Origin of the sequence: Mesorhizobium temperatum (genome assembly GCF_002284575.1) — a bacterium.
Taxonomy (GTDB): Bacteria; Pseudomonadota; Alphaproteobacteria; order Rhizobiales; family Rhizobiaceae; genus Mesorhizobium; species Mesorhizobium temperatum.
In genome coordinates this window covers 257021-279822 of the sequence record NZ_NPKJ01000068.1, presented here as the reverse complement: position 1 = coordinate 279822, position 22802 = coordinate 257021, and the positions used below count along the sequence as shown (strand labels likewise).

General features: G+C 64.0%; 23 protein-coding genes and 1 tRNA gene. 10 read left to right on the top strand and 14 right to left on the bottom strand.

Annotated elements, in window-relative coordinates; genetic code table 11:
* Positions 1–157: 157 nt before the first annotated feature.
* The 6 genes from CIT26_RS27750 to CIT26_RS27725 form a co-directional block, all read right to left on the bottom strand.
* Positions 158–1129, bottom strand: a complete 972-nt coding sequence (locus CIT26_RS27750; RefSeq protein ID WP_095495507.1) for an ABC transporter permease — start codon at positions 1127–1129, stop codon at positions 158–160.
* On the bottom strand, positions 1126–2664 hold the full coding sequence (locus CIT26_RS27745; protein WP_095495506.1) for a sugar ABC transporter ATP-binding protein: 1539 nt from the start codon (positions 2662–2664) through the stop codon (positions 1126–1128). Before CIT26_RS27745 ends, CIT26_RS27750 begins: the two co-directional genes overlap by 4 nt.
* Before the next feature lie 267 nt (positions 2665–2931).
* The gene (locus tag CIT26_RS27740; RefSeq protein ID WP_095495505.1) at positions 2932–3966 is read right to left on the bottom strand and encodes an ABC transporter substrate-binding protein; all 1035 of its coding nucleotides are present in this window, start codon (positions 3964–3966) and stop codon (positions 2932–2934) included.
* A gap of 45 nt (positions 3967–4011) precedes the next feature.
* Positions 4012–4926 carry a sugar phosphate isomerase/epimerase family protein gene (locus tag CIT26_RS27735; protein WP_095495504.1) on the bottom strand — a complete coding sequence of 305 codons (915 nt, stop codon included), beginning with the start codon at positions 4924–4926 and terminating at the stop codon, positions 4012–4014.
* A gap of 343 nt (positions 4927–5269) precedes the next feature.
* Positions 5270–6052 (bottom strand): SDR family oxidoreductase, encoded by a 783-nt coding sequence (locus CIT26_RS27730; protein ID WP_095495779.1) that lies wholly within the window; start codon positions 6050–6052, stop codon positions 5270–5272.
* 539 nt (positions 6053–6591) lie between these two features.
* Positions 6592–6667: transfer RNA gene (locus tag CIT26_RS27725), tRNA-Ala, on the bottom strand.
* Between the two features lie 164 nt (positions 6668–6831).
* Here CIT26_RS27725 and CIT26_RS27720 point away from each other — a divergent pair.
* Together CIT26_RS27720 and CIT26_RS27715 are read left to right on the top strand one after the other, a co-directional pair.
* Positions 6832–7122 (top strand): YggT family protein, encoded by a 291-nt coding sequence (locus CIT26_RS27720; RefSeq protein WP_023800489.1) that lies wholly within the window; start codon positions 6832–6834, stop codon positions 7120–7122.
* An 11-nt stretch (positions 7123–7133) separates the two neighbouring features.
* On the top strand, positions 7134–7448 hold the full coding sequence (locus tag CIT26_RS27715; RefSeq protein ID WP_095495503.1) for a DUF167 family protein: 315 nt from the start codon (positions 7134–7136) through the stop codon (positions 7446–7448).
* A 327-nt stretch (positions 7449–7775) separates the two neighbouring features.
* Here CIT26_RS27715 and CIT26_RS27705 read toward each other — a convergent pair whose 3' ends face one another.
* The 6 genes from CIT26_RS27705 to CIT26_RS27680 all read right to left on the bottom strand — a co-directional run bounded on the left by CIT26_RS27705 (position 7776) and on the right by CIT26_RS27680 (position 13147).
* Positions 7776–9830 carry a M3 family metallopeptidase gene (locus CIT26_RS27705; RefSeq protein ID WP_095495777.1) on the bottom strand — a complete coding sequence of 685 codons (2055 nt, stop codon included), beginning with the start codon at positions 9828–9830 and terminating at the stop codon, positions 7776–7778.
* An 84-nt stretch (positions 9831–9914) separates the two neighbouring features.
* Entirely contained in the window at positions 9915–10325 is a 411-nt protein-coding gene (locus CIT26_RS27700; protein WP_095495502.1) for a hypothetical protein, read from the bottom strand.
* Between the two features lie 9 nt (positions 10326–10334).
* Positions 10335–10979, bottom strand: a complete 645-nt coding sequence (locus tag CIT26_RS27695; RefSeq protein ID WP_095495501.1) for a carbonic anhydrase — start codon at positions 10977–10979, stop codon at positions 10335–10337.
* Between the two features lie 275 nt (positions 10980–11254).
* A complete protein-coding gene (locus tag CIT26_RS27690; protein ID WP_095495500.1) occupies positions 11255–12010 on the bottom strand; it encodes a DUF429 domain-containing protein in 756 nt (251 codons plus the stop codon).
* Positions 12007–12891, bottom strand: a complete 885-nt coding sequence (gene pdxY, locus CIT26_RS27685; protein ID WP_095495499.1) for a pyridoxal kinase PdxY — start codon at positions 12889–12891, stop codon at positions 12007–12009. Before pdxY ends, CIT26_RS27690 begins: the two co-directional genes overlap by 4 nt.
* A gap of 7 nt (positions 12892–12898) precedes the next feature.
* Positions 12899–13147 carry a hypothetical protein gene (locus CIT26_RS27680; protein ID WP_095495498.1) on the bottom strand — a complete coding sequence of 83 codons (249 nt, stop codon included), beginning with the start codon at positions 13145–13147 and terminating at the stop codon, positions 12899–12901.
* A 164-nt stretch (positions 13148–13311) separates the two neighbouring features.
* Between CIT26_RS27680 and CIT26_RS27675 the strand changes: the two genes are divergently transcribed.
* The 6 genes from CIT26_RS27675 to ppa all read left to right on the top strand — a co-directional run bounded on the left by CIT26_RS27675 (position 13312) and on the right by ppa (position 17957).
* Positions 13312–13944, top strand: a complete 633-nt coding sequence (locus tag CIT26_RS27675; RefSeq protein ID WP_095495497.1) for a LemA family protein — start codon at positions 13312–13314, stop codon at positions 13942–13944.
* A 216-nt stretch (positions 13945–14160) separates the two neighbouring features.
* A complete protein-coding gene (locus CIT26_RS27665; RefSeq protein ID WP_095495776.1) occupies positions 14161–14952 on the top strand; it encodes a TPM domain-containing protein in 792 nt (263 codons plus the stop codon).
* A 4-nt stretch (positions 14953–14956) separates the two neighbouring features.
* A complete protein-coding gene (locus CIT26_RS27660; RefSeq protein ID WP_095495496.1) occupies positions 14957–15838 on the top strand; it encodes a TPM domain-containing protein in 882 nt (293 codons plus the stop codon).
* Positions 15839–15846: 8 nt separating this feature from the next.
* Positions 15847–16485, top strand: coding sequence for a TPM domain-containing protein (locus CIT26_RS27655; protein ID WP_095495495.1), 639 nt, complete (start codon positions 15847–15849; stop codon positions 16483–16485).
* A gap of 117 nt (positions 16486–16602) precedes the next feature.
* Positions 16603–17109, top strand: a complete 507-nt coding sequence (locus CIT26_RS27650; RefSeq protein WP_095495494.1) for a GNAT family N-acetyltransferase — start codon at positions 16603–16605, stop codon at positions 17107–17109.
* A 314-nt stretch (positions 17110–17423) separates the two neighbouring features.
* On the top strand, positions 17424–17957 hold the full coding sequence (gene ppa, locus CIT26_RS27645; RefSeq protein ID WP_095495493.1) for an inorganic diphosphatase: 534 nt from the start codon (positions 17424–17426) through the stop codon (positions 17955–17957).
* A 263-nt stretch (positions 17958–18220) separates the two neighbouring features.
* Here the strand turns inward: ppa and CIT26_RS27635 are convergent, their stop codons facing one another.
* Together CIT26_RS27635 and CIT26_RS27630 are read right to left on the bottom strand one after the other, a co-directional pair.
* Positions 18221–18814: a hypothetical protein gene (locus CIT26_RS27635; RefSeq protein WP_095495775.1), complete on the bottom strand. Its 594-nt coding sequence runs from the start codon at positions 18812–18814 to the stop codon at positions 18221–18223.
* A gap of 45 nt (positions 18815–18859) precedes the next feature.
* A complete protein-coding gene (locus tag CIT26_RS27630; RefSeq protein WP_206072825.1) occupies positions 18860–19465 on the bottom strand; it encodes a TetR/AcrR family transcriptional regulator in 606 nt (201 codons plus the stop codon).
* An 82-nt stretch (positions 19466–19547) separates the two neighbouring features.
* Between CIT26_RS27630 and CIT26_RS27625 the strand changes: the two genes are divergently transcribed.
* The gene (locus tag CIT26_RS27625; RefSeq protein WP_095495491.1) at positions 19548–20831 is read left to right on the top strand and encodes an MFS transporter; all 1284 of its coding nucleotides are present in this window, start codon (positions 19548–19550) and stop codon (positions 20829–20831) included.
* A gap of 279 nt (positions 20832–21110) precedes the next feature.
* Positions 21111–22685: an alkaline phosphatase D family protein gene (locus tag CIT26_RS27615; protein WP_095495774.1), complete on the top strand. Its 1575-nt coding sequence runs from the start codon at positions 21111–21113 to the stop codon at positions 22683–22685.
* The last annotated feature ends 117 nt before the right edge of the window (positions 22686–22802 follow it).

Sequence of the window (22802 nt, the reverse complement as noted above, 5' to 3'; positions counted from 1 at the left end):
GAGATTGCTCGCGATTGGTTTTGCCCGATGTTGGTGCTGTTCCGGTTGGGGGAGGATGGCGCTCTACGGCGCCCCCCTCTGTCCTGCCGGACTGTCCGGCAGGACAGAGGGGGGCACGAAGGATCGCCGACTCCGTAAACCAGCGTCACGGCACCTCTCATGATTGCCGGCTCCGCATGGTGATGAAGGCGCCGAACATGACGACGGCGACCATGATCGCGCCCTCGATGATCGCGGTGACGTTGGGATCGATGGCCAGAAGCGTCAGGTCGGTGCGTACCAGCCGCAGCACGAAGACCGCGACGATCGGGCCGAGCAATCCGCCCTTGCCGCCGCCAAGTGCGACGCCGCCGAGCACGACCGCCGCCACGCTGGCAAGAAGATAGGGGCCGGGGATAGGCGCGCCGATGCCTGTGCTCATGGTCAGCGCCAGTCCGCCCATGGCAGCGAAAAGCCCCGACAGGGCATAGGCGATGATCCTGGTGCGCGCGACAGGCACGCCGCTGCGAAATGCCGCGAGCTCGCTGCTGCCGATGGCGTAGATCGAAAGGCCGAGTTTTGAGCGCTTGAGGGGTATCCAGATGATGCAAAGGAAGACGACGAGCAGGACCAGCGCCTTCGGTATCCAGGCAGAGATCTCAGGCAGCCCCGGGATCGCGACCGTCCCGACAATGGTCGCCCTCAGCCATTCGGCCACCGCGCCACCGGGCGCACCTAGGACCAGCAGCGCCGCGCCCTGCAGGACGAAGAGGGTGGCCAGCGTGACGACGATATCGGGCACACGGGTGACGACGATCAGCATGCCGTTGACGGCGCCCAGCACCAGTCCCATGGCCAGCACGAACGGCACGACGAAAACCGCGTATTCCTCGCTGGCACCGTCCATCATCGAGGCGGCGGTGACGCTGGTCAGCGCCATCATGGCGCCGACGGAAAGATCGATGCCGCCGGCGATGACGACAATCGTCTGGGCGGCCACGGCAAAGGCGTAAGGCAGCACCGCGCGCACCAGCGAGCCGAAATCGCCGCTGCCATAGCCCGGCTGGATGAGCTTGGTGATCACGAACAGGACCACGAACAGGACAAGCAGGCCGGCGACCCAGCCCTGACGACGGACGAGGCGGGTCAAGGTTTCGCCACCGGGCTCGAGTGGATATCGGCAAGGATACCGACGTCCTCCTTAGCGCCGCGCGGCAAGCCGTAAGCGGCGCGCATCAGTGCCGGCTCGTCGGCGAGTTCGACAGGGAAGACATCGACGACGCGCCCCCCAAAGATGACGATGACGCGATCGCAGACACGCTGCACCTCCTCCAGCTCGGATGTATAGAACAGCACCGACTTGCCCTGGTCGGCGAGTTCGCGCAGCAGCTTGTAGATCTCCTGCTTAGTCCTGACATCGATGCCGCGCGTCGGGTCGAAGCAGAGGATGGTCTGTGCCTCAGCGGCGATCCAGCGGGCGATCGTCACCTTCTGCTGGTTGCCGCCGGACAGGCGCTGTACCTCGCGCTGGGCGCGCGTGTCGATCTGCAGACGCTCGATCGCACTGACGACCCTGGAGCGTTCCTGCGCCATGTTGATCGGCCCCCAGTTGCGCAAGGCGGCGCTGAAGGGGAGCGCGATGTTTTCGCGCACGGAGCGCTGCATGGTCAGCGCTTCGGTGCGGTCGCCGGGCACATAGGCGATGCCGGCGCGGATCGCATCCGCCGGATGCGCGAATTTCACCGGCTTTCCATCCACTTCGATGGTGCCGCCGGACGGGCGGATCGAGCCGGCAAGCGCGGCGAAGAGCTCGTCCTGGCCTTGGCCCTCGAGCGCGACGACGCCCGCGACCTCACCGTTTGCCAGGTCGAACGAGACGTCGTTGAGCTTGGTGCCGACACGAAGGTTCGCCACGCCGAGGCGCGCGCGGCTATCTCTAGGCGAAGCGGCCTGGCTCGCCTGGCGCGCCGCCACTTGCGTCTTTTCGATCCTGGCGCCGAGCATCATCTCGACGATGCGCTCCTCGACGCCCGGCTCGATGTCGACGACGCCGACGGTCTCGCCGTCGCGGAGCACGGTGGCGCGGTCGCAAAGTGCCGATATCTCCACAAAACGGTGGGAAATGAAGATCACCGAACGGCCGCTGTCGCCCTGGCGGCGAACGACCTCAAGTACCTTTTCGGCAAGGTTTGCCGGCAGTGCTGCGGTCATCTCGTCGAGCAGCAAAACGTCGGGCTCGACCGCCAGCGCGCGCGCCAGATCGAGCACGCGCAGCACGGCAAGCGGGATGTCGCGCGCGATGTCGCGTATGTCGAGGTCGGGAATGCCGAGTTCGCGCACCCAGGCGCGGAACGGCTCGACCGGCGTGCCGGTCAGGCGAAGGTTGGAGGCGACGTCGAGATCGGGGATGAGCGATGGTTCCTGATAGACGGGAAGCAGGCCGGCGCGGCGCGCATCGGCAGGCGAGCGCACTTCGCGGGCTTCGCCGCGGATCAGGATATGCCCGGCATCGGCGCGGATGGCGCCGGTCAGGATTTTTACGAGCGTCGATTTGCCGGCGCCATTGGCGCCCATCAGGGCGTGAACCTCGCCCGGCAGAACCGACAGCGACGCGTTGCGCAACGCCACCACGGCGCCGTAAGTCTTCACGACGCCGGTGGCGTCCAGGAGGGGGTTGGTGGTCAAAATCGCGTTGCTCTCGTTCCAAGCTTTCCAAATGTTATGGAGCCATGATCGGTTGGCCGTCTACGGTTGACGGTGCCGGCCGAGTCGGCGCTTCTGCCTTCTCCCCTTGTGGGAGAAGGTGGCCTCGCGAAGCGAGGTCGGATGAGGGGTGTTCCAGGGAACACCAACGTCTCATTCCTTCCAACACCCCTCTTCCGTCTCGGCGCTGCGCGCCGATCCACCTTCTCCCACAAGGGGAGAAGGCAGAAGCGCGGCTCGAAGCGATCATTACTCGCCCGGGCCCTTGCAGGCGATGATCTGGTCCTTGGTGTAGGTGGTCCACTCCGGAATGGAGATCGAGACCGGCCATTCCGGGCTCAGCGACGGATCGGCTACGCTCTTCAGCTTGGCCTTGCCCTCTTCGGTGGCGTTCTCCCAGAGCTGCGGCTCGACCAGCACGGTCTGCTCCGCCGGCTTCTTGCCGTTCAGGATCTGCAGCGCCAGCGTCACGCCGGCGCCGCCGATCGAACCGGGGTTGGTCACCGCCGCGCCGACCAGGCCTTCGACCGAATTCAGCTGGCCGACGAAGCCGGCATTGTCGGCGCCGACCACCGGTACCAGCGGCGTCTGCGACTCGACCAGCGCGTCGACGATCACATTGTCGATGCCCGAGGTCCAGATGCCGTTGAACGGCGATCCGGTGGCGATGAAATCGAGGATCTGCTGCTTGCCCTGGTCCTGCTGCCAGCCGGTGAAGACCTCGTGCACGACCTTCACGTCGGGGAATTCGGCAAGCGCCTTCTTGAAGCCCTTGTCGCGGTCGCTGTCGGCCGAGGCGCCGGCGGCGCCGCGCATGTAGACGACGTCGCCCTTGCCGCCGATCTGCTGGAACAGCCATTTGGCGCCGAGATAGGCGTATTGCTCCTGGTTGTTGGAGATGATGTAGGCCGAGGGCTCGGTGACCGCCTGGTCGACGGCGACGACGACGATGCCGGCCTTGGTGGCTTCCTCGAGGGCTGACTTGATGCCGGCCGGATCGGCCGGGTTGACGACGATGGCGTTGACCTTGGCGCTGATCAGGTTGCGGATGTCCTCGAGCTGGCCGGCGGCGTCGGTGTTGCGATGGGCGATGTTGAGCTTGGTGACCTGGCCGGAGGCGAGCGCCTGCGCCTTGATGGCGCAGATCATCTCCTCGCGCCAGCCATTGCCCTGCACCGTGTTGGAGACGCCGATCGTGTATTTGGCTTCAGCGGACGAGACGCCCACCGAAGCCAGAAACGCCGCGCCGGCGAGCAGCGGGACCATTGCCAGATATTTTTTCATTTCAGTCTTCCTCCACGTTGATCTCAGTTCAGTTCGAAAAGGGTGTCATTTCACGAAGGGGCGCAGCACGTCGCGGGCCAGCAGAAAGCCTCGCTTGACCTGTTCATCGCTCCCCTCAAACCGCCGGTCTTCGTGCTCGATGATGATGGGTCCGTCGTAGCCGATGCGATAGAGGCCGGAGAAGATCACATTCCAGTCGACATCGCCAAGCCCCGGCATGCGCGGCACCTGCCAGCCCATGCCGGCCGAGAGGATGCCGCGCTCGTAAAGTCCATCATGATCGATCATCAGGTCCTTGGCATGGACATGCAGCATGTACGGGCCGAATTCCCTGATGAAGCGGGCTTGGTCGATCATCTGCCAGACTAGATGCGACGGGTCGAAATTCATGCCGACGTCGCCGCCCCACGCCTCTAGAATGCGGCGCCAGATATGGGGCGAATAGGCGATGTTGTGGCCGCCCGGCCATTCGTCATAGCTGAAGATCATCGGGCAGTTCTCAAAGGCCAGCTTGACGCCGTTGTCGCGCGCATGGGCGATGACGGCGGGCCACAGTTTGAGCGCCTCTTGCCAGTTGGCGTCGATGGTTTTTGCAGCGTCGCCGCCGCAGAAGGTGTTGACGACAGGCACGCCCATATGGCTCGCCAGCACGATCACCTTCTTCAAATGATCGATGACGGCCTTGCGGTGGGCGGCATCGGGATGCAGCGGATTGGGATAGAAGCCGAGGCCCGAGATCGACAGGTTCTCTTCCGCCAGTGCGGCCGCGATTTCCTTCGCCTGCGAGGCCGAGGTCGAGGCGGCGTCGATATGGCTGGTGCCGGCATAGCGCCGGGCAGCACCCGAGGATTTCGGCCAGCAGGCGATCTCCAACGCCTCAAAACCGGCAGAACTTGCCCAATCGGCGACCTCGCCGAGCGGGGTGTCGGCAAACGGTGCGGTGAGCAGTCCGAGCTTCATATTGCCCTCCCCTGGTCGTGATCCACGACCGATCTACTATGCCGATTGTGCGGGCCGCTTCAACCGTGTGGCAGCCGGCAATGCGCAAACCTGTCCGACGAACGCCATCGGATCGTCGCAGAGCAAGCCGTCGTGACTGGCCGTGACAGCCGTGCGGAAATCATCGTTGGCGGCGATCCAGTCCGCCAGGCCGCGCCACCCGGCAAAGCAGCGGTGTGAGGCGCCGACGCCGATATGGGCGATGCCCGGGGCCAGCGCCGTCCGGTCGTAGGACGGCTTTTGGACGGCGGGAGGAAGCCGGCTAAGCAGTGCGGGCCTAGCGTTTCGGGCGATGCGGAAGCCGTCACCGGTTCGCCCCGACGACCCATTGCTCCTGGTCGATCAGCGCGCCGGTCATCGGCCCGGAGGCGTCGGAGAGCAGGAAGACGGTGAGGTTGGCCACCTCGTCGGCCGCCAGCAGGCGTCCGAAAGGCTGCGACGCGTTGGCGGCGTCGATCCAGCCCGGGCCATGCCCCAGCGTCTCGGCCTGCATGATGCGTTCGGCCGGCGTGTCGGTCCAGCCGACATTGATGCCGTTGACGCGGATGCGGTCGAAACGATGCGCGTTGGCGGCGTTGCGGGTGAGTGTGGCTAACGCGCCCTTGGTGGCCGAATAGACGGCGAGTTCGGGCGAGCCGCAATGCGCGTTGATCGACAGGATGTTGACGATGGCGCCGCCTTGACCCTGCTTGCGCATCTGCGTGATGGCTGCCTGCATGAGAAAAAACGGCGCCCGCGCATTGACGGCGAACAGCGCCGCCCAATCGTCGAGGTCGGCATCGAGAAACGAGGCGCGGTTGGTCAGGCCGGCGGCGTTGACCAGCGCGTCGATACGGCCGAAGCGGCCGACGCATTCCTCCACCAGCCGCGCCGGCGCCGTGGTATCCGCCAGATCGGCGGCGAAGAATGCGGTTGGCGTGCCTGCCTGGGAGAGCGACGTCGCCACTTCGCTGCCGCGCACGGGCTCGCGGCCGGTGACCAGCAGGCCGCCGGCACCAGAACGCGCCAGCGCCTCGGCGATCGCCCGGCCAATGCCTTGCGTCGCTCCGGTGACCAGCACCACCTTGTTGTCCAGCCGAAGCTCCATTCCTCCTCCCGGCACAACGCTTCGTTTTTTCAGATATGGAAGCCAGCAGATCAACCATGCGCTCGAAGCGATGTCGAGGCCATTGTCGATGCGGCCGAGCGAGGCCTGCGAGGCGCCGACCACGCCGTTGAGAAAATGCAGATTGCGTTGGGCCGCTGCAAAGATGCGGCTGATTTGGGCATCTGACAACAGCATGACTCCCCCAGGCGGGGCGCCAGCCCACTCCGGCAACGACCTGATTTTGCTCCTGTGGAGCGATTTCGGTCGAGCGAAATGTGGGTTGGGCTTAGGGGTTTGAAGTGACGGACATCATCGTAGACGTGTTTGCTGGCGCGTGGGCGGCCGGTGGATTTGTCGTGATCTGGTACGTTAGGACGAGACCATCCCCACCTATCGCTGAAGGTCACGAGGACCGCGATCTGCGAGAATGGCTTGATGGCCAGGTTTAAGCCCCAAGCTCAAAGCGGCCTTCCGCAAGAGCGTGTTCGGGGTGCGCCGGTACAGCTATCTTATTGATTTTATTAGGGGTAAATTTCCGCTGGTGGAGCTGAGGAGGATCGAACTCCTGACCTCGTCATTGCGAACGACGCGCTCTCCCAGCTGAGCTACAGCCCCGTCCAGCGGAATGGGCGCATTTATCGGGCGCGGCGGTTTCCTGTCAAGACTGCGTTTTGCCCAAAAAGCGGCGCAGAATGTCATCCTCCTGGCGTGCGGCACATGGCTGCTCTTGCCGCCTTCGCCCGCAATGGCTACATGTCGGCAACCAATCGGAGACCGGCATGATAGCCCTCATTCAGACCATTGTCCTGGCGCTTGACATTTATTGGTGGATCATCATCGCTTCGGCGATTTTCTCATGGCTCTACGCCTTCAACGTCGTCAACTCGCGCAACCAGTTCGTCGATAGCGTCAGCAACATGCTCTTCCGGCTGACCGAGCCGGCGCTGCGGCCTATCCGCCGCTTCTTGCCCGACCTCGGCGGAATCGACATTTCACCGATCATCCTGCTTCTGATCCTGTTCTTCCTGCGGCAGTTCCTGCTCACCACGGTGGCGCCGCTGGTCGTTTGATCCGGCATTCCATGAGCGCGTCGTTTCGCATGCGTAACGACGGCGTCGACCTGTTCGTCCGGCTGACGCCGAAAGCGGCGATGGACAGGCTCGAAGGCATTGAGACCTCGGCAGACGGGCGAAGCCATCTGAAGGCGCGCGTCCGCGCCGTGCCGGAAAACGGCGCCGCCAATCAAGCGCTCGAACGGCTGGTCGCCAAGGCGCTGGGAGTGCCGCGATCGGCCGTCTCGGTCGTCGCCGGCGGCACGGCCCGGCTGAAAACGCTGCGCATCCTCGGCGATCCGGCTGCGCTGGCGAAAGCCATCGAGGCGCTGGGTGGCGATTGAACCGTCCCATTCCTTCGCCCCCCTCTGTCCTGCCCTCTTTGCCAAGACTTGGCATCTCCCCCACAAGGGCAGGGCTATCGCAGGTGGAAAGCCGAGGCTTTCGCTCTACGATGTACCCCCACCCCTAACCCCTCCCCACAAGGGGGAGGGAGACTTCCGGTGGCGCTGACCTCGGCAAATTGCCTGCCTTTCGGCGCCAAGGGGAAAGTAAAGGCGCGCGGCAGCTTTCCCTCCCCCTTGTGGGGAGGGTTAGGGTGGGGGTCCACCTTCGCAAGAATCCAAATGCGATTGCCCTGCCCCAAGGGGGGAGATTGGCAGCTTCGCTGTTCAGACCAGCCCGCGCTTGACCATCATCGCTTCGGGCGACGGCATCTTGCCGCGGAAGGCGGTGTAGAGTTCTTCCGGGTCCTTGGAACCGCCGGCGGCATAGATGTTTTTCCTGAGCCGCTCGGCCAGCGCCGGATTGAACGGGTCGCCCGTCTCCTCGAAGGCGGCGAAGGCGTCGGCGTCGAGCACCTCCGACCACATGTAGGAATAGTAGCCTGCCGAATAGCCGTCGCCGGAAAATATGTGGCCGAAATGCGGTGTGCGATGGCGCATGGCGATGGTGTCGGGCATGTTGAGCTTTTCGAGCGTTTCGGATTCGAAACGAAGCGGCTCCTCCGGCGCATCCGGCCGCGCGTGGTAGGCCATGTCGACCAGTGCTGAGGCGGTGAACTCGACCGTGGCGAAGCCGGCGCCGAAGGTGCGCGCCGCGAGCATCTTGTCGACCAGCGCCTTCGGCATCGGTTTGCCGGTCGTCACATGCAGCGCATGCTTTTCCAGCACCGCCGGCACCGTCAGCCAGTGCTCGTAGAGTTGCGAGGGCAGTTCGACGAAATCGCGGCTGACCGAGGTGCCCGCGACCGATGGCCAGGTGACGTCGGTCAGCATGCCATGCAGCGCATGACCGAATTCGTGGAACAGGGTCTTTGCCTCATCAACCGACAAAAGTGCTGCTTCGCCTTCCGGCGGCTTGGCGAAATTCATGATGTTGTAGATGACCGGCTTGGAGCCATGGCCAAGCTTGTAGCCGGACTTCAGCGCGCTCATCCAGGCGCCGGAGCGCTTTGAGGGCCGCGCGAAATAGTCGGCCAAGAACAGACCGCGCTCGCTGCCGTCGGCATTCCTGACGACGAAAACACGTGCGTCCGGATGCCAGGTGGCAATGCCTCTCTTTTCCTCGAAGGTGGTGCGGAACAATTTTGTCGCCACGTCGAAACAGGCGTCGATGATGCGGTCGAGCTGCAGATAGGGCTTCAGCTCGGCCTCGTCGAAGGCAAACTTCTCGGCGCGCAGCTTCTCCTGATAGAAGCGCCAGTCCCAGGCGGCGAATTCTTCATTGCTGCCGGCCTCGGCCGCCAGCCGCTGCAATTCGATCTGGTCGCTTGCGGCCTTTTCCAGCGCCTTTTCCCAGACCGGGTCGAGCAGCGTATGCACCGCCTCCGGCGTCTTTGCCATGGTGTCGTCGAGCTTCAGGGCGGCGTAGGAAGCGTAGCCGAGCAGCTTCGCCTTTTCGGCGCGGAGACGCAGCATATCGCGCACCACGGCGGTGTTGTCGGTGGCGCCGCCGTTCTGGCCGCGCATGGTGAAGGCGCGGAAGGCAATCTCGCGCAGGTCACGGCGCTCAGAGAAGGTCGAGAATGGCTCGTAGATCGAGCGCGACAGGGTGACGACATAGCGGCCCTTCTGGCCGCGCATCTCGGCGGCCTCGGCCATCGCGCTTTTCAGGAATTCCGGCAGGCCGGCAAGGTCGGCCTCGTCGAGGAACAGCGCCCAGTCGCGCTCGTCGGCGAGCAGGTTCTGGCCGAAAGTGGTGCCGAGCGACGACAGTTCCTCATTGATCGCCGCCAGCCGCTTTTTGCCCTCGGCGTTGAGCTTGGCGCCGGAGCGGACGAAATTTTTCCAGGTCTTTTCCAGCACCCGCAGCGTTTCGGCATCGAGCTTCAGGGCCTCGCGGCGCTGGTAGAGATCGTCGATGCGGGCAAACAGCCTCTCGTTCATCGAGATCGCCGAGAAATGCCGCGACATCTTTGGCGAGATGTCGCGCTCCAGCGCCTGGATCGCCTCGTTGGTGTGGGCGCCGGCCCGGCACCAGAAGATCGACGAGACATGGTCGAGCGCCTCGCCGCCGAGCTCGAGTGCTGCAAGCGTATTCTCGATGGTCGGCGTCTCGGTATTGCCTGCTATCGCCTCGATTTCGGCCTCATGCGCCGTTAATGCCGCACCGAAAACCCCGAAAAAATCGCCGTCGCCGATGCGGGTGAAATCGGGCAGGCCGAGCGGCCCTTGCCAGGCGGTCAGAGGATGGGCGGCGAGGTCGACGGCGGACGGCATGGGCAAACTTTCGCTGAGTGGCGGGATGAGGCAAGGCGGGACCATCACCGATGTAAGGCGCTGGCTTGCCGCACGCAATATCGCGGCCGGTCAGTAGCCGTCGCAGTTTTCCGCGATCGCCGCCTGCGAACTGGCGGTGATGCGGTTATCGGCGATCGCGAAGGTTTCCTGCATCAGCATGTCGTTGTTGGGGAAATCATAGCAGGCGATGACGGTGGTGACGCCGCCTTCGGTCTTCTCGATCCGATGCCGGATTTCAGCCCCGGCGACAGCGCCTTGCCAGTCGTCGATGGAGGCGATGAATTCCTGCTTGGTCTGGACGACGCCGAGATCGTCGAGTTTTATCCGGACGTCGTCGGCAAGCAGATCCGACAATTCCGTGCGATCGGCGACCAGCAGCGCCGCGTACCAGCGGTCGATGAGCGCGCCGTCATCGGCGCGGGCGGACATGACTGAAAACAGCAGCGCCGCTGCGGCCAAGGTGATCGAACGGCATACCATGCAACCCTCCTACGTCATCTCCGGCCGCTCGAAGTCACCGGTGTCCTTGTTCATCACCCAGAGTTCGCCGGTCGAGATGTCGAACCAGGCGCCGTGCAGCGACAGCCGTCCCTTGCCTTCCAGAATCGAGACGCAGGGAAAGGTCCTGAGATTGGCGATCGAATAGCGGATCGAAATGCGCTCGAGCGCGGTCTGCCGCTCGGTCGCCGTCATGAAGGTGCTGGACGACACGGTCTCGGCTGCCGGCGCAATCAGGCTCATCCACTTGCCGATGAAGTCGCCGGGCGACAGGGGCGCTGCCGTACTGTCGAGTGCCGCGCGGATGCCGCCACAGCGGCCATGGCCCATCACCACGATGTTCTTCACCTTGAGGCTCTGCACGGCGAATTCGAGCGCCGCCGAGGTCGAGTGGAACTGGTCGTCGGGCGCATAGGGCGGCACCAGATTGCCGACATTGCGCAGCACGAAGAGTTCGCCGGGGCCAGCCTCGAAGATCGCCTCGGGAGCCGCGCGCGAGTCGCAGCAAGCAATGATCATCGTTTCGGGGGCCTGGCCCTCGCGAGCGAGCGAGCGATAGCGTCCGCTTTCGGCGAGATAGCGGCCACTCATAAAATTGCGGTAACCGGTGAGCAGATGGTCAGGGAGATGAGGCATTGGCGGCGTCTGGAGCCTTTCCGGGTTAGGCGGCAGCTCTTTTAAGTCAGGAAGGCTCTAGCGGCAAAAGCCGGTCGCGAGCAATGCCGAATCGCGGATGGCTGCAATTGCCATGCTGGAAGGCCCCCTCATCCGGCCTCGCTACGGCGACCTTCTCCCCAAGACGCAAATGTGTGCGCACGCTAGCCCAGCTGGGGAGACGGTGCCCCGAAAGGGCCGGATGAGGGGGCCTTCGCCCAATGCGATTGTCTCGCCGATAGATGGGACGAAGAAATTCATGCCCAGATTGCCACAGGGATGCCAAAACGGTCGGCGAGCGGCGGATCCGGAAACGGCCTTGCCTCGCCGCTGGCGATACGGCCGGCGATCAGCATCATCACTGCGGCGTCAAGAAAGTCGTCGGCAGCAGCGCCTCGCGGCGGCGTCCGGTCGAGAAAGCCCCTGCTATAACCGTGCCGGCAAAGCAGCGCCTTGCGTTCCGTCATGCCGGCCGGGTTGACGGCGCCCTTGATCTTCTTCGGCAAGTGCATTGCCTGATCGTTGTTCAGCCGGCAGAACGCGACTTCCGGGTGCGATTCGAAGACGCGGCTGCGCAGTTCGGGACGCGCGATCAGCACCGCATCGATCTCGCGGATCTTGGCAAAGATGCCAAAAGCCTGGATCGAGACGCCGCGCGGCGGATCGGAGGTCGCCTTGGCCACTTCGCTTGCCTGGCGATGTGCGGCATACCAGGCCCCGATCGTGGTGAAGCCATCTGTATGCGCGTAAAGCGCCGCACGCGAGGGGATGGCGAAGACACTGGATTGCCTGTTACCAAGCAGCGGCCGCACCAGCGCTTCAGGCCCGCGTCCGCCGTTTTGCGAAAGATCGGGCAGGCCGATCGGCATGTCGACAGCGACTGTCGCATCGGCGGGCAATGCGTCGAGCAGTGCTGCGAAGCTGGGAAAAACGGCTACCGAAGGTGCTGCGCCCGGATCGCGGCGAACGGCGATCCAGCCGGCCTTGCAGCCATCGACGCCGACAACAGTCACGCTCTTTTGTCCCGCCCCGGATGCAGGAGATGGCGAAGCTGCACCATCGCCATCGGGTGCGACAAGCTCTGTGCGTCGGTTTCGAGCTGCAATTCGTCGCCGCCGCGCTTGGCGGTGCGCGCCAGGATCTCGTAGACCGCCGCCGTGGTCGACTGCAGTGCCTTGATCGCCGGCTGACCGGACAGGATGCGCGCCAGATAGACGGCCGCCGTCAGGTCGCCGAGGCCATTGGGCGGGTTGTCGATGAGGCGATGTTCGGCGAGCAGCGCCTGGTTGCCGTTGAGCAGCAGATTGCCGGTGCCGCCGGCCATCATCGCCGGCGCGGAAGTGACCAGCATGGTCGACGGCCCGGCATGAAGGGCGGCCGCCATCACCGCTTTCAGGTCGGGCAGCGGCGCTTCCGCCATCCATTCCAGCTCGTAGCGATTGGGCGTGGCGATGTCGGCGATCGGCATCAGCCGGTCGCGCATGGCAATGGCGGTGGTCTCCGGCACAAAGAGCCCGCCCGAATCGCCCATCACCGGATCGCAGATATAGACGGCGTCCGGCGTCTTCGCCTTGACCGCGCCGACCAGCGAGGCGACGGCGTCGGCCTGGCCGCCTTCGCCGAGGTAGCCGGACAGCACCGCGCCGACCTCGCCCAGCCATGGCGCGCGCTCGAGATCGGCCATCAGCGCCTTGAATTGATCGAGCGGCGGCACGATGCGCGTCGCCCGTCCATGGCCCGGATGCCAGGGCAGGATGACGGTCGGCACCGCCCACACCGGAAAGCCTAGCGTCTCCAGCGCAAAGACCGCGGCGCGGTTGCCGACCGAGCCGCGCGCGACATGGCTGGAAATGACGATGACCGCGCGCGGCGCGTCGTGTTCTTCAGTGCTCACGAGGTTCCTAACTTTGGCTGACGAAAACCACGAGCCAGATCAACAGGCCAATGGCGATAACGAACCCCAGCGCCCGGCCAATGCGCGTGCCCCAATATTCGATCGGGTCCGACTGGTCGGCGTCTGCAGCAGTGACGTGATCGCGCGCGCCCTTCGCGGTCCGCGCAATGAACGAGGTGCCGCCCGGGTCGGTTTCACGTGCCACGCGCTCGATGATGCGGCGCGATTCGTCGTCGCTGTCCTGGCGTTCCGCCATGGCAATGCCCTGCTTTCACGGCGACTTTAACCCGTTCGCCCGGCCAATCACAGGGCCTGGCGGTGAATGATGAAAGGACCAGTAAGGGCTCCCAGCGGAGGTCATGTTCTCGCGCACGGATTGTGGTAATGCTTCGCCGATTAGTCTCATTGAGGGATCTTTCCATGCTTGCCCTTTCCTCCCCTTTCGTCTTCCGCAATCTGCCTGCTTTGCTGATGATGGCGATCGTGCTGCCGCTACTGGCCGGCTGCGGCTACAACACCATCCCGACGGCGGAGGAAAACGCCAAGGCCGCATGGAGCCAGGTGCTGAACCAGTACCAGCGCCGCGCCGACCTCATTCCCAATCTGGTCGAGACGGTCAAGGGTTATGCCGCGCACGAGAAGGATACGCTCGATGCCGTGGTCGAGGCGCGCGCCAAGGCGACGCAGGTGACGGTGACGCCGGAAACGCTAAGCGATCCGGAAGCCGTCAAGAGATTCCAGGACAGTCAAGCCGGCCTGACCAGCGCGCTGTCGCGGTTGCTGGCGGTGGTGGAGAATTATCCCGATCTCAAGGCCAATCAGAATTTCCTGGCGCTGCAGGCGCAGCTCGAAGGCACCGAAAACCGCATCGCGGTCGCCCGCCGCGACTATATCCAGGCGGTGCGGGAGTACAATCTGACGTTGAGGACCTTCCCGTCGGTGATTTGGGCGACCCTGTGGTTCCGCGACAATCAGCCGTTCGCCAACTTCACCATCGAGGAAGACAAGATGCAGACGCCGAAGGTCGATTTCGGCACGCAGCAGGGCGGGTGATCGCTCATTAGATCTGGTCTCCTGTTGACCTTGCACTTTTTCGCGCCCCCCTCTGTCCTGCCGGACATCTCCCCCACGAGGGGGGAGATTGGCAGTGCTTGCGAAGGCGACCATTCACCAGCTTCAGGAGTTGGCGAAAACGGCCGCGATAGTCGATCTCCCCCCAAGTGGGGGAGATGTCCGGCAGGACAGAGGGGGGCGCGAAGGAACGCCAACCTGGCATTCCTGTTCATCGTCCTAAGCCTTCTCTTTCTCCCCCTCACCGCCTTTGCCGCCGAATTGCCTGCCCTGACCGGGCGGGTCGTCGACAATGCCGCTATCATCGACGCCGCGACCGAGGCGGCGCTGACCCGGAAGCTTGCCGATTTCGAAGCCAAGAGCTCGGACCAGATCGTCGTCGCGACAATCAATAGCCTCGACGGCGAGGAGATCGAGCCCTACGCCAATCGTCTGTTTCGCGCCTGGAAACTCGGCCAGGCCGGCGAGGACAATGGCGTGCTTCTGCTGGTCGCCAACAACGATCGCAAGATGCGCATCGAGGTCGGCTACGGACTGGAAGGCACGCTGACCGACCTGCACACCAGGCTGATCATCGAAAACGACATGGTGCCAGCCTTCCGCGCCGGCGACTTCTCCGGCGGCATAGCCAAGGCCGTCGACGACATGGTCATGGTGCTGGAAGGCAATCCTGAAGAACTGGAAGCGCGCGGCGAACGCAACCAGCAGCCGCCATTCAACACCGACGATCTGTTCTTTGCGATCTTCATAAGCATCTGGGCGATCATCTTCTTCGGCAGCATCGCCGCCTCCATCCTGCCGCCGATCTTCGGCCGGAAACTCGGCCCCGGCCGCTATCGCTGGCTGGGCATGACCTTCGAGCCGGGCCGGCGATCATCTGGCGGCTGGTCGGGAAGTTCTGGCGGGGGATGGTCGTCGGGTTCAAGCGGCGGCGGCTTTTCCGGCGGCGGTGGCTCGTCCGGCGGCGGCGGCTCATCGGGAAGCTGGTGACGGCATGACAAGATGCGCCATCCGCTCACCAGCTTCCGGCCGTTTCGCAGCGACGATCGGCGCTGCCTTGGCGGCCATGGCGGTGCTGCTGGTCGGCTTCACCGCTCTCGCCGCTGAATTGCCTGTTCTGACCGGACGGGTCGTCGACAATGCCGGTATCATCGACGCCGCGACCGAAGCGGCGCTGACCCGGAAGCTTGCCGATTTCGAAGCCAAGGGCTCTGACCAGATCGTCGTCGCGACGGTTCCTAGCCTCGACGGCGAGGAAATCGAGCCCTACGCCAATCGTCTGTTCCGCGCCTGGAATCTCGGCCAGGCTGGCGAGGACAATGGCGTGCTTTTGCTGGTCGCCAAGGACGACCGCAAGATGCGCATCGAGGTCGGCTACGGGCTGGAAGGCACGCTGACCGATCTGCACACCAAGCTAATCATCGAAAACGACATGGTGCCGGCCTTCCGCGCCGGCGACTTCTCCGGCGGCATAGCCAAGGCCGTCGACGACATGGTCATGGTGCTGGAAGGCAATCCGGAAGAACTGGAGGCGCGCGGGACCCGCAATCCGGCCGAAAGCAATGCCGTCGATCCCATCGTCGCGCTGTTCATCATCGTGTGGGCGACGCTGTTTTTAGGCGGCCTGGCGATGGCGTTCCTGCCGCCGATCTTCGGCACGAAGCTGTCGCCGGGCGTGTATAAGTGGCTCGGCATGACGTTTCGCTATGGCCAAAGGTCGGGTTCCGCGTCCTCGGGCGGCGTCTGGACAACCGGCACCGGCAGCGGCTGGTCATCGGGCCGTTCCGGCGGCGGCTGGTCGTCGGGCGGTGGTGGCGGAGGGTTTTCGGGCGGCGGCGGCTCGTCCGGTGGTGGCGGTTCCTCAGGAAGCTGGTGAGACACAACATGGCAACACGACCGATCAGCCCCGAGGATCATGACCGCATCGCCAAAGCGATCCGCGCTGCCGAATCACAAACCGATGGCGAAATCTACTGCGTGGTGGCCCATGCCAGCGACGGCTATTTCTTTCCGGCGGCCTTCATGGCGACGCTGGCCATGCTCGTTGTCAGCCTCGCCGTCAGTTACGGGCTGGAAGCGTGGTGGCTGTCGATCCGCGTGCCGCATTTCGTTATTGCGCAGCTTCTGGCGCTGGCCTCGGTGCTTGTCCTGTTGTGGGCGCTGCCCGGCTTGCGCATCCACCTGGTGCCGAGACGGCTGCGTTACCAGGCCGCGCATGGCAATGCGATAAAGCAGTTCCTCGCCCACAACGTCCATCGCACCACGGCGCGCACCGGCGTGCTGGTCTTCGTTTCGATTGCCGAACACTACGCCGAAGTGATCGCCGACAGCGGCATCGACAGCCGTGTCGGCCAGGATGTCTGGGACGGCGTCGTCCGCGACCTTACCGCGCATGCCCGCGACGATCGTCTCGCCGATGGCTTCATCAAGGCGATCGAAGCGACGGGTGCGGTGCTGGCCGAGCATTTCCCGGTTTCTACCGGCGACGCCAACGAGCTGGACGACCATCTGGTCGAAATCTGAGTCGTTACGAACGGCTTCTTTCAGCATTCAACGGCACGTCTATCGTCTGTGCGAAAGCTTGGGAGCCGCTGACCGGACTCTTGCAATCGGGCGATGCGGGTTTATGGTTAACCAATCATGAAGACGCTGAGCATCGACATCAGGAAAGCCGAGCCGCGCGACGCAAGCGCCATCGCCGACGTGCACCTGCTGGCCTGGCGCGGCGCCTACTCCGGCATCATCCCGCATCGCACGCTGACATCGATGATCAATCGCCGCGGCGCCGACTGGTGGGCGAACGCCATCCGTCGTGCCGCCACCGTTCTGGTCGTCGAGATCGGCGGCAAGGTCGCCGGCTACGCCACGATCGGCAAGAACCGCGCCCGCGAGCTCAAGCAGCAGGGCGAGATCTACGAACTTTACGTGCGCCCGGAATATCAGGGCATCGGGCTCGGCAGCCGGCTATTCTCGGCCGCACGGGCGCGACTGGCAGACCACGGGCTGAAAGGCATGGTGGTGTGGGCGTTGGAGGACAACCAGAGCGCGCTCACCTTCTATGCCGGCGCCGGCGGCCGCGACGTCGCCGAGGGCGTCGAGGTCTTCGAGCAGAAGGCTCTGAAGAAGGTCGCCTTCGTCTGGGAATGACTTAGCCTCGTCATCCCAGGGCGGAGCAGGAGCGAAGCGACGTCGCGGAGACCCTGGGATCCATGCCGTAACTTTAGAGCGTAGCGACGGTGCAGAACCTCTGATGCCGAACAGGGCGGAGAGGATCGCGGCTTTCATTCTGCGCCGCTGCATTCTTCGGCTGATTTCACGGAATGGATCCCAGGGTCTGCGCTCCGCTTCGCGTTCGCTCCGCCCTGGGATGACGAAGTCATGATGTCCTCAGTACCATTCGCCGCATTGCACCATGCGCCGCTGCCCGCTATCGGTCTCCAATCGAAAGAGGGACAAAAGCCATGCGTATCGAAGCCATCGCCATCGGAAAGAACCCGCCGGAGGACATCAACGTCATCATCGAGGTGCCGATCGGCGGCGAGCCGATCAAGTACGAGATGGACAAGGAGGCCGGCACGCTGTTCGTCGACCGCTTCCTGCACACCTCGATGCGCTATCCCGGAAATTACGGCTTCGTGCCGCACACGTTGTCGGGTGACGGCGACCCGATCGACGTGCTGGTCTGCAACACGCGCGCGCTGGTGCCGGGCTGCGTCATCAATGTGCGGCCGATCGGCGTGCTGGTGATGGAGGATAATTCCGGTCTGGACGAAAAGATCATCGCGGTGCCTTCGCCCAAGCTGACGCTGCGCTACGAGAACGTCACCGAATACACGCACCTGCCCGACATCACCCGCCAGCAGGTGCAGCATTTCTTCGAGCACTACAAGGATCTCGAACCCGGCAAATGGGTCAAGATCGAGGGCTGGCACGACGCCGCCTACGCCAAGAAGATGATCGTCGAGGCGATCGAGCGGGCCAAGGCAAACAAGTAGCCGAACGCCTGAAGTTTGCGAGCAAACTCCTGGCGTAGCGCCGCCCCTCATCCGCCTGCCGGCACCTTCTCCCCGTGAACGGGGAGAAGCCCGCTGACCTCGACCTTGGCGCCCATTCAGCAACGCTGGTAATTGGCGAAACCATTCATGGCGGCGTCTTTCTCCCCGTCACTATACGGGGAGAAATGCCCGGCAGGGCAATGAGGGGCAGCGCGGACCGACGATACTTGATTGACGCGCTGAGGTCGTTTCAATGCGCGCTCCTAATTATCGACACGGCCGAAATCGGGCGTGTTGCCGATCACCACGCGCTTGCCCTTGCCGCAGGCAAAGGTCCGCGCTTTCTCGTCGGCGAGCTTGCGCGCCTCGTCGTTGGCCGCCGGATTGCCGGTGGCCAGCACCAGGCCGACGGTGCAGCCCTCATAGTTCTCCGGCTGGGCGACCTTGGCGACGATCAGCACCTCGGTCGGTTTGTTCTCCCCCTCGGGATTGCTGATCGAGCGACGGTGGATGACAGCGAAAGGAATGGCGAGATCGCCGTTCGTCTCAATGCGCCACTCGAGTTTGGGTGCAGCCGAATTAAGTCCGATAAAACTTTCCCAGACCGCGGTCATGTCGCTGGGCGGAAAACCATAGAACAGCGATTCCCGGGCATCGTCGTAGGAAATCAGTACCGGGTAGCCGCGATAGCCCGAGCAAACAAGACTGGCCCAGTCGCCGTCGCCTTCCTCCGCCTGCGCATAGGTCACGCAGTCCTTCTTCCCGTCGAGATCGGTGTAGGTGCTGGAAATGTCACCGGCCTGGGCGGCCTGGCAGAGGCCGGCGAGGGCAAGCGGGATCAGAACAAGGCGACGCATCGCGAACAACTCCGTTTCGGGGCTGCCGCACGGTATCGTTAAACGCTATTTCTTCAAGCTCGCTTCGATCAGCAGGTCGGCGTTGCGTGCCACAGACTTCGCCGGTCCGCCGGCACCGAACAGCTGGCCAGTGATATAGGCGCCTTCGATCAGGAGCAGCAGCCCGTCGCCCAGCGTATCGGCGTCGCCGGCACCCATCGCCGCCGCCATGGCGCGCAGGCGTCGGCGCAATTCCTGCTTGTTGGCCTCGCTCACGACGCGGGCCGGGTGGCCACGTTCGGGATATTCGACGGCCGCGTTGGTCATGCCGCAGCCGCGATAGTCGGGTTTTTGCGTGCGTTTGCCGATGCGGGTCAGGAAGGCGGCGATCTGCGCGCGCGGATCGCCGGGATGGGCAGCCACCGCCTCGTCAAAGCGGGCCCAGAACTCGAGGTCGTATTGCCGCAGATAGGAGGCGGCCAATTCGTCCTTGGAGGGAAAGCTGCGATAGAGGCTGGGCTTGGTGACGCCGGCACGCCGCACGATCTCGTCGACGCCGATCGCCCTGATGCCTTGCCGGTAGAACAGGTCGCGGGCAACGCGAAGGATTTTTTCGCCGGCGCGGGGCGGGACTACTTCATCCGCTTTGATCGCTGGTTCAATGCTTTTGATTCTCGACACGGTGTTGCCTGCTTGACAATGTTACCGATCGGTACGTATACCTCGGTGCAATAGCAACGTACCGGTCAGTAACATGATAGTCCAATCCCGCCCGTTTGGCCAGCGCTACGCTTTCGTCGTGGTCGCCGTCATTTTCCTGTGCCTGCTGATTGCGGCGGGCCTGCGGTCGGCGCCGGCCGTCATGATGCTGCCGCTGGAGGAGAGTTTCGGCTGGCGGCGCGACGTCGTCTCGCTCGCCGCGGCCATCGGCATCTTCCTCTACGGCCTGACCGGGCCGTTTGCCGCGGCACTGATGGAGCGGATCGGGCTGCGCCGCACGCTGCTGGCGTCACTGGTGGTGATGTCGGGTTCGACGGCGCTCAGCCTGTTGATGACCGAGCCCTGGCACCTGCTTCTCACCTGGGGCGTATTCTCGGGCGTCGGTTCCGGCGCGGTCGCCACGGTGCTCGGTGCCACCATCGTCAATCGCTGGTTCAAGACCAATCGCGGCCTGGTGATGGGCCTGATGTCGGCCTCCGCAGCCACCGGCCTGCTGGTGTTCCTGCCGCTGCTCGCCGCGCTCGCCCAGTCGGGCGGCTGGAAGCCTGTCGCCATCGCCATTGCGGCCGCCACCGCCTGCCTGGTGCCGCTGGTCTGGCTGCTGGTGCCGGAGCGTCCGGCTTCGATCGGCATGGTGCGCTATGGTGCTGACGCCGACGACGTGCCGCCGGTTCCACCGGCCTCGCAGGGCAATTTTCTCACGCACACGTTCAGCACGCTGCGCCGTGCCGTCGGCACGCGCGTGTTCTGGTATCTGTTCGCCACCTTCTTCATCTGCGGCTTCACCACCAATGGACTGGTCGGCACGCACCTGATCGCGTTTTGCGGCGATATGGGCATCGGCCAAGTGCAAGCCGCCGGCCTGCTGTCGCTGATGGGCATCTTCGACCTGATCGGCACGACGCTGTCGGGCTGGCTCACCGACCGTTTCGACCCGCGCAAGCTGCTCGGCGTCTATTATGGCATCCGCGGCTTGTCGCTGATCTATCTGCCTTATTCCGGCTTTTCGTCGACCAGCCTGATCATCTTCGCCGTGCTCTACGGATTGGACTGGATCGCCACCGTGCCGCCGACGCTCAGGCTGTCGAACGAGGCGTTCGGCGACCGCAGCGGGCCGATCGTCTTCGGCTGGATCGTCGCCGGCCATCAGGTGGGTGCGGCGGCGGCCGCTTTCTTCGGCGGCACCATGCGTGAATTGCAGGGCAATTACGAACTTGCCTTCCTCATCGCCGGCATGACGGCAATAGCCGCAGCCTGCATCTCGCTGTTGATCAACACCAGCCGTCCGGCCTTCGAGCCGGAACCGCAGGCGGCTTGAGCTGTGACGGCTGAGCGCTAATCTCCCCCTTGAGGGGGAGATGGCCGCGAAGCGGCCAGAGGGGGTCGGTCCGACCGGGCTCGGCCCCTTATCGCAGATACAGGAGGTCGGCGCTCCACGCGAGACGACCCCCTCTGTCGCCTTCGGCGACATCTCCCCCTCGAGGGGGGAGATTCGCCAGCCTGTTGATCGTCAGAAAACCTTCATGGTTTCGAGATGTGCCTGAAACATTGAGGCTGGACCTTGGCGGCGCCGTTCAACGCCATCCAGGAGACAGCCATGAACAAGATTTCGATGACCCGGCGCGCCTTCGTCACGTCCGTGAGCGCCGCCGGCCTCGTCGGCGTATCGGGCCTCGCGCTTCCCTATTATTCGCGCGCCAATCAGCGGCCCGCCTTCACCCATGGCATCCAGTCGGGCGATGTCGACGCAACCAGCGGCGTGGTGTGGACTCGCACCGACCGCCCTTCGCGTGTCATGTTCGAAGTGTCGTCGACGGAGAATTTCGCCAACGCCTTGCGCCTTGCGCCGCTCGATACGTCGCCGGCCAGCGATTACACGGTAAAGCGGCTGCTCACCGACCTCGCCTCCGACCAGGACATCTTCTACCGCATGATCGCGGCCGATCTCGCCGACATCAACGCCGTCTCCGAGCCGATCGTCGGCCGCTTCCGCACGGCACCGGCCTCGAAGCGTGATATCCGGTTCGCTTGGTCGGGCGATACCGCCGGCCAGGGCTGGGGCATCGACGACACCGGCATGAAGACCTACGCCACGATCGGCAAGCATACGCCCGACTTCTTCCTGCATTCCGGCGACACCATCTATGCCGATGGCCCGATGAAGGACGAGGTCGACCTTCCCGGTGGCAGCAAGTGGAAGAACAACGTCCTCATCGACGAAAAGCGCAAGGTTGCCGAGACGCTGGACGAGTACCGCGGCCAGTGGAAGTACAATTTGATGGACGGACATGTGCTGGGGCTCAACGCCATCTGCCCGACCTTCTACCAGTGGGACGACCACGAGGTGGTGAACAACTGGTCGGATTCGAAGGACCTGAGCGCCGACGACCGCTACTCGGAAAAAAACATCCATGTGCTGGCGGCACGCGCCGCGCGCGCCTTCCACGAGATGACGACGATCCGCTACGAGCCGTCGGAACCGGGGCGCGTCTATCGCAAGATCGCCTACGGGCCGCTGCTCGAAGTGTTCTTCCTCGACATGCGTTCCTATCGCGGCGCCAACGGCCCCGGCATGCAGGATACGGTGACGTCGCAATCGCGCATCCTCGGCGAACAGCAGACGAAGTGGCTGAAGCGCGAACTGGCAACCTCCAACGCGACCTGGAAAATCATCGCCGCCGACATGCCGCTCGGTCTCGTCGTCTGGAACGACGCCACCAAGAAGGCCGGCGCCGAGGCCATCAGCAATGGCGACAATGGCCCGGCCAAGGGCCGCGAGCTGGAAATTGCCGACCTCCTTCGCTATATAAAGAATGCCGGTATCACCAACACCGTCTGGCTGACCGCCGACGTGCACTACACGGCGGCGCATTACTACAATCCTGATAAGGCGCAGTTCCAGGACTTCAATCCGTTCTGGGAATTCGTCTCTGGTCCGCTCCATGCCGGTACGTATGGACCCAATGATTTCGACATGACCTTCGGCCCGGAGCTGAAATTCATCAAGGCGCCAACCGCCGAGCAGGGGCAGAACCTGCCACCCTCGGCCGGCCTGCAGTTCTTCGGCCTTGTCGACATCGACGGCGCCTCTGAACAGATGACGGTGCGGCTGATGGATCGCGACGACAATGAACTCTACAAGGTCACGCTCGATCCGGTGCAGTCGGCGTGAGGGGACTGGGTCACCTTGTATCAAGCCTGGGTGACGTCGTGCTGCCCCTGATTGCCCTGCCGGGCATTTCTCCCCGTAAACGGGGAGAAAGTGGCCCGCATCGAAGATTTCGCTAAT

Coding starts and splice junctions, on each gene's coding strand:
- ppa (WP_095495493.1), top strand. CDS start 17,424: ATGCGTATCGAAGCCATCGCCATCGGAAAGAACCCGCCGGAGGACATC.
- CIT26_RS27650 (WP_095495494.1), top strand. CDS start 16,603: ATGAAGACGCTGAGCATCGACATCAGGAAAGCCGAGCCGCGCGACGCA.
- CIT26_RS27635 (WP_095495775.1), bottom strand. CDS start 18,814: ATGCGTCGCCTTGTTCTGATCCCGCTTGCCCTCGCCGGCCTCTGCCAG.
- CIT26_RS27720 (WP_023800489.1), top strand. CDS start 6,832: ATGATAGCCCTCATTCAGACCATTGTCCTGGCGCTTGACATTTATTGG.
- CIT26_RS27615 (WP_095495774.1), top strand. CDS start 21,111: ATGAACAAGATTTCGATGACCCGGCGCGCCTTCGTCACGTCCGTGAGC.
- CIT26_RS27740 (WP_095495505.1), bottom strand. CDS start 3,966: ATGAAAAAATATCTGGCAATGGTCCCGCTGCTCGCCGGCGCGGCGTTT.
- CIT26_RS27730 (WP_095495779.1), bottom strand. CDS start 6,052: ATGGAGCTTCGGCTGGACAACAAGGTGGTGCTGGTCACCGGAGCGACG.
- CIT26_RS27715 (WP_095495503.1), top strand. CDS start 7,134: ATGAGCGCGTCGTTTCGCATGCGTAACGACGGCGTCGACCTGTTCGTC.
- CIT26_RS27660 (WP_095495496.1), top strand. CDS start 14,957: ATGACAAGATGCGCCATCCGCTCACCAGCTTCCGGCCGTTTCGCAGCG.
- CIT26_RS27675 (WP_095495497.1), top strand. CDS start 13,312: ATGCTTGCCCTTTCCTCCCCTTTCGTCTTCCGCAATCTGCCTGCTTTG.
- CIT26_RS27735 (WP_095495504.1), bottom strand. CDS start 4,926: ATGAAGCTCGGACTGCTCACCGCACCGTTTGCCGACACCCCGCTCGGC.
- CIT26_RS27695 (WP_095495501.1), bottom strand. CDS start 10,979: ATGCCTCATCTCCCTGACCATCTGCTCACCGGTTACCGCAATTTTATG.
- CIT26_RS27625 (WP_095495491.1), top strand. CDS start 19,548: ATGATAGTCCAATCCCGCCCGTTTGGCCAGCGCTACGCTTTCGTCGTG.
- CIT26_RS27700 (WP_095495502.1), bottom strand. CDS start 10,325: ATGGTATGCCGTTCGATCACCTTGGCCGCAGCGGCGCTGCTGTTTTCA.
- CIT26_RS27655 (WP_095495495.1), top strand. CDS start 15,847: ATGGCAACACGACCGATCAGCCCCGAGGATCATGACCGCATCGCCAAA.
- CIT26_RS27680 (WP_095495498.1), bottom strand. CDS start 13,147: ATGGCGGAACGCCAGGACAGCGACGACGAATCGCGCCGCATCATCGAG.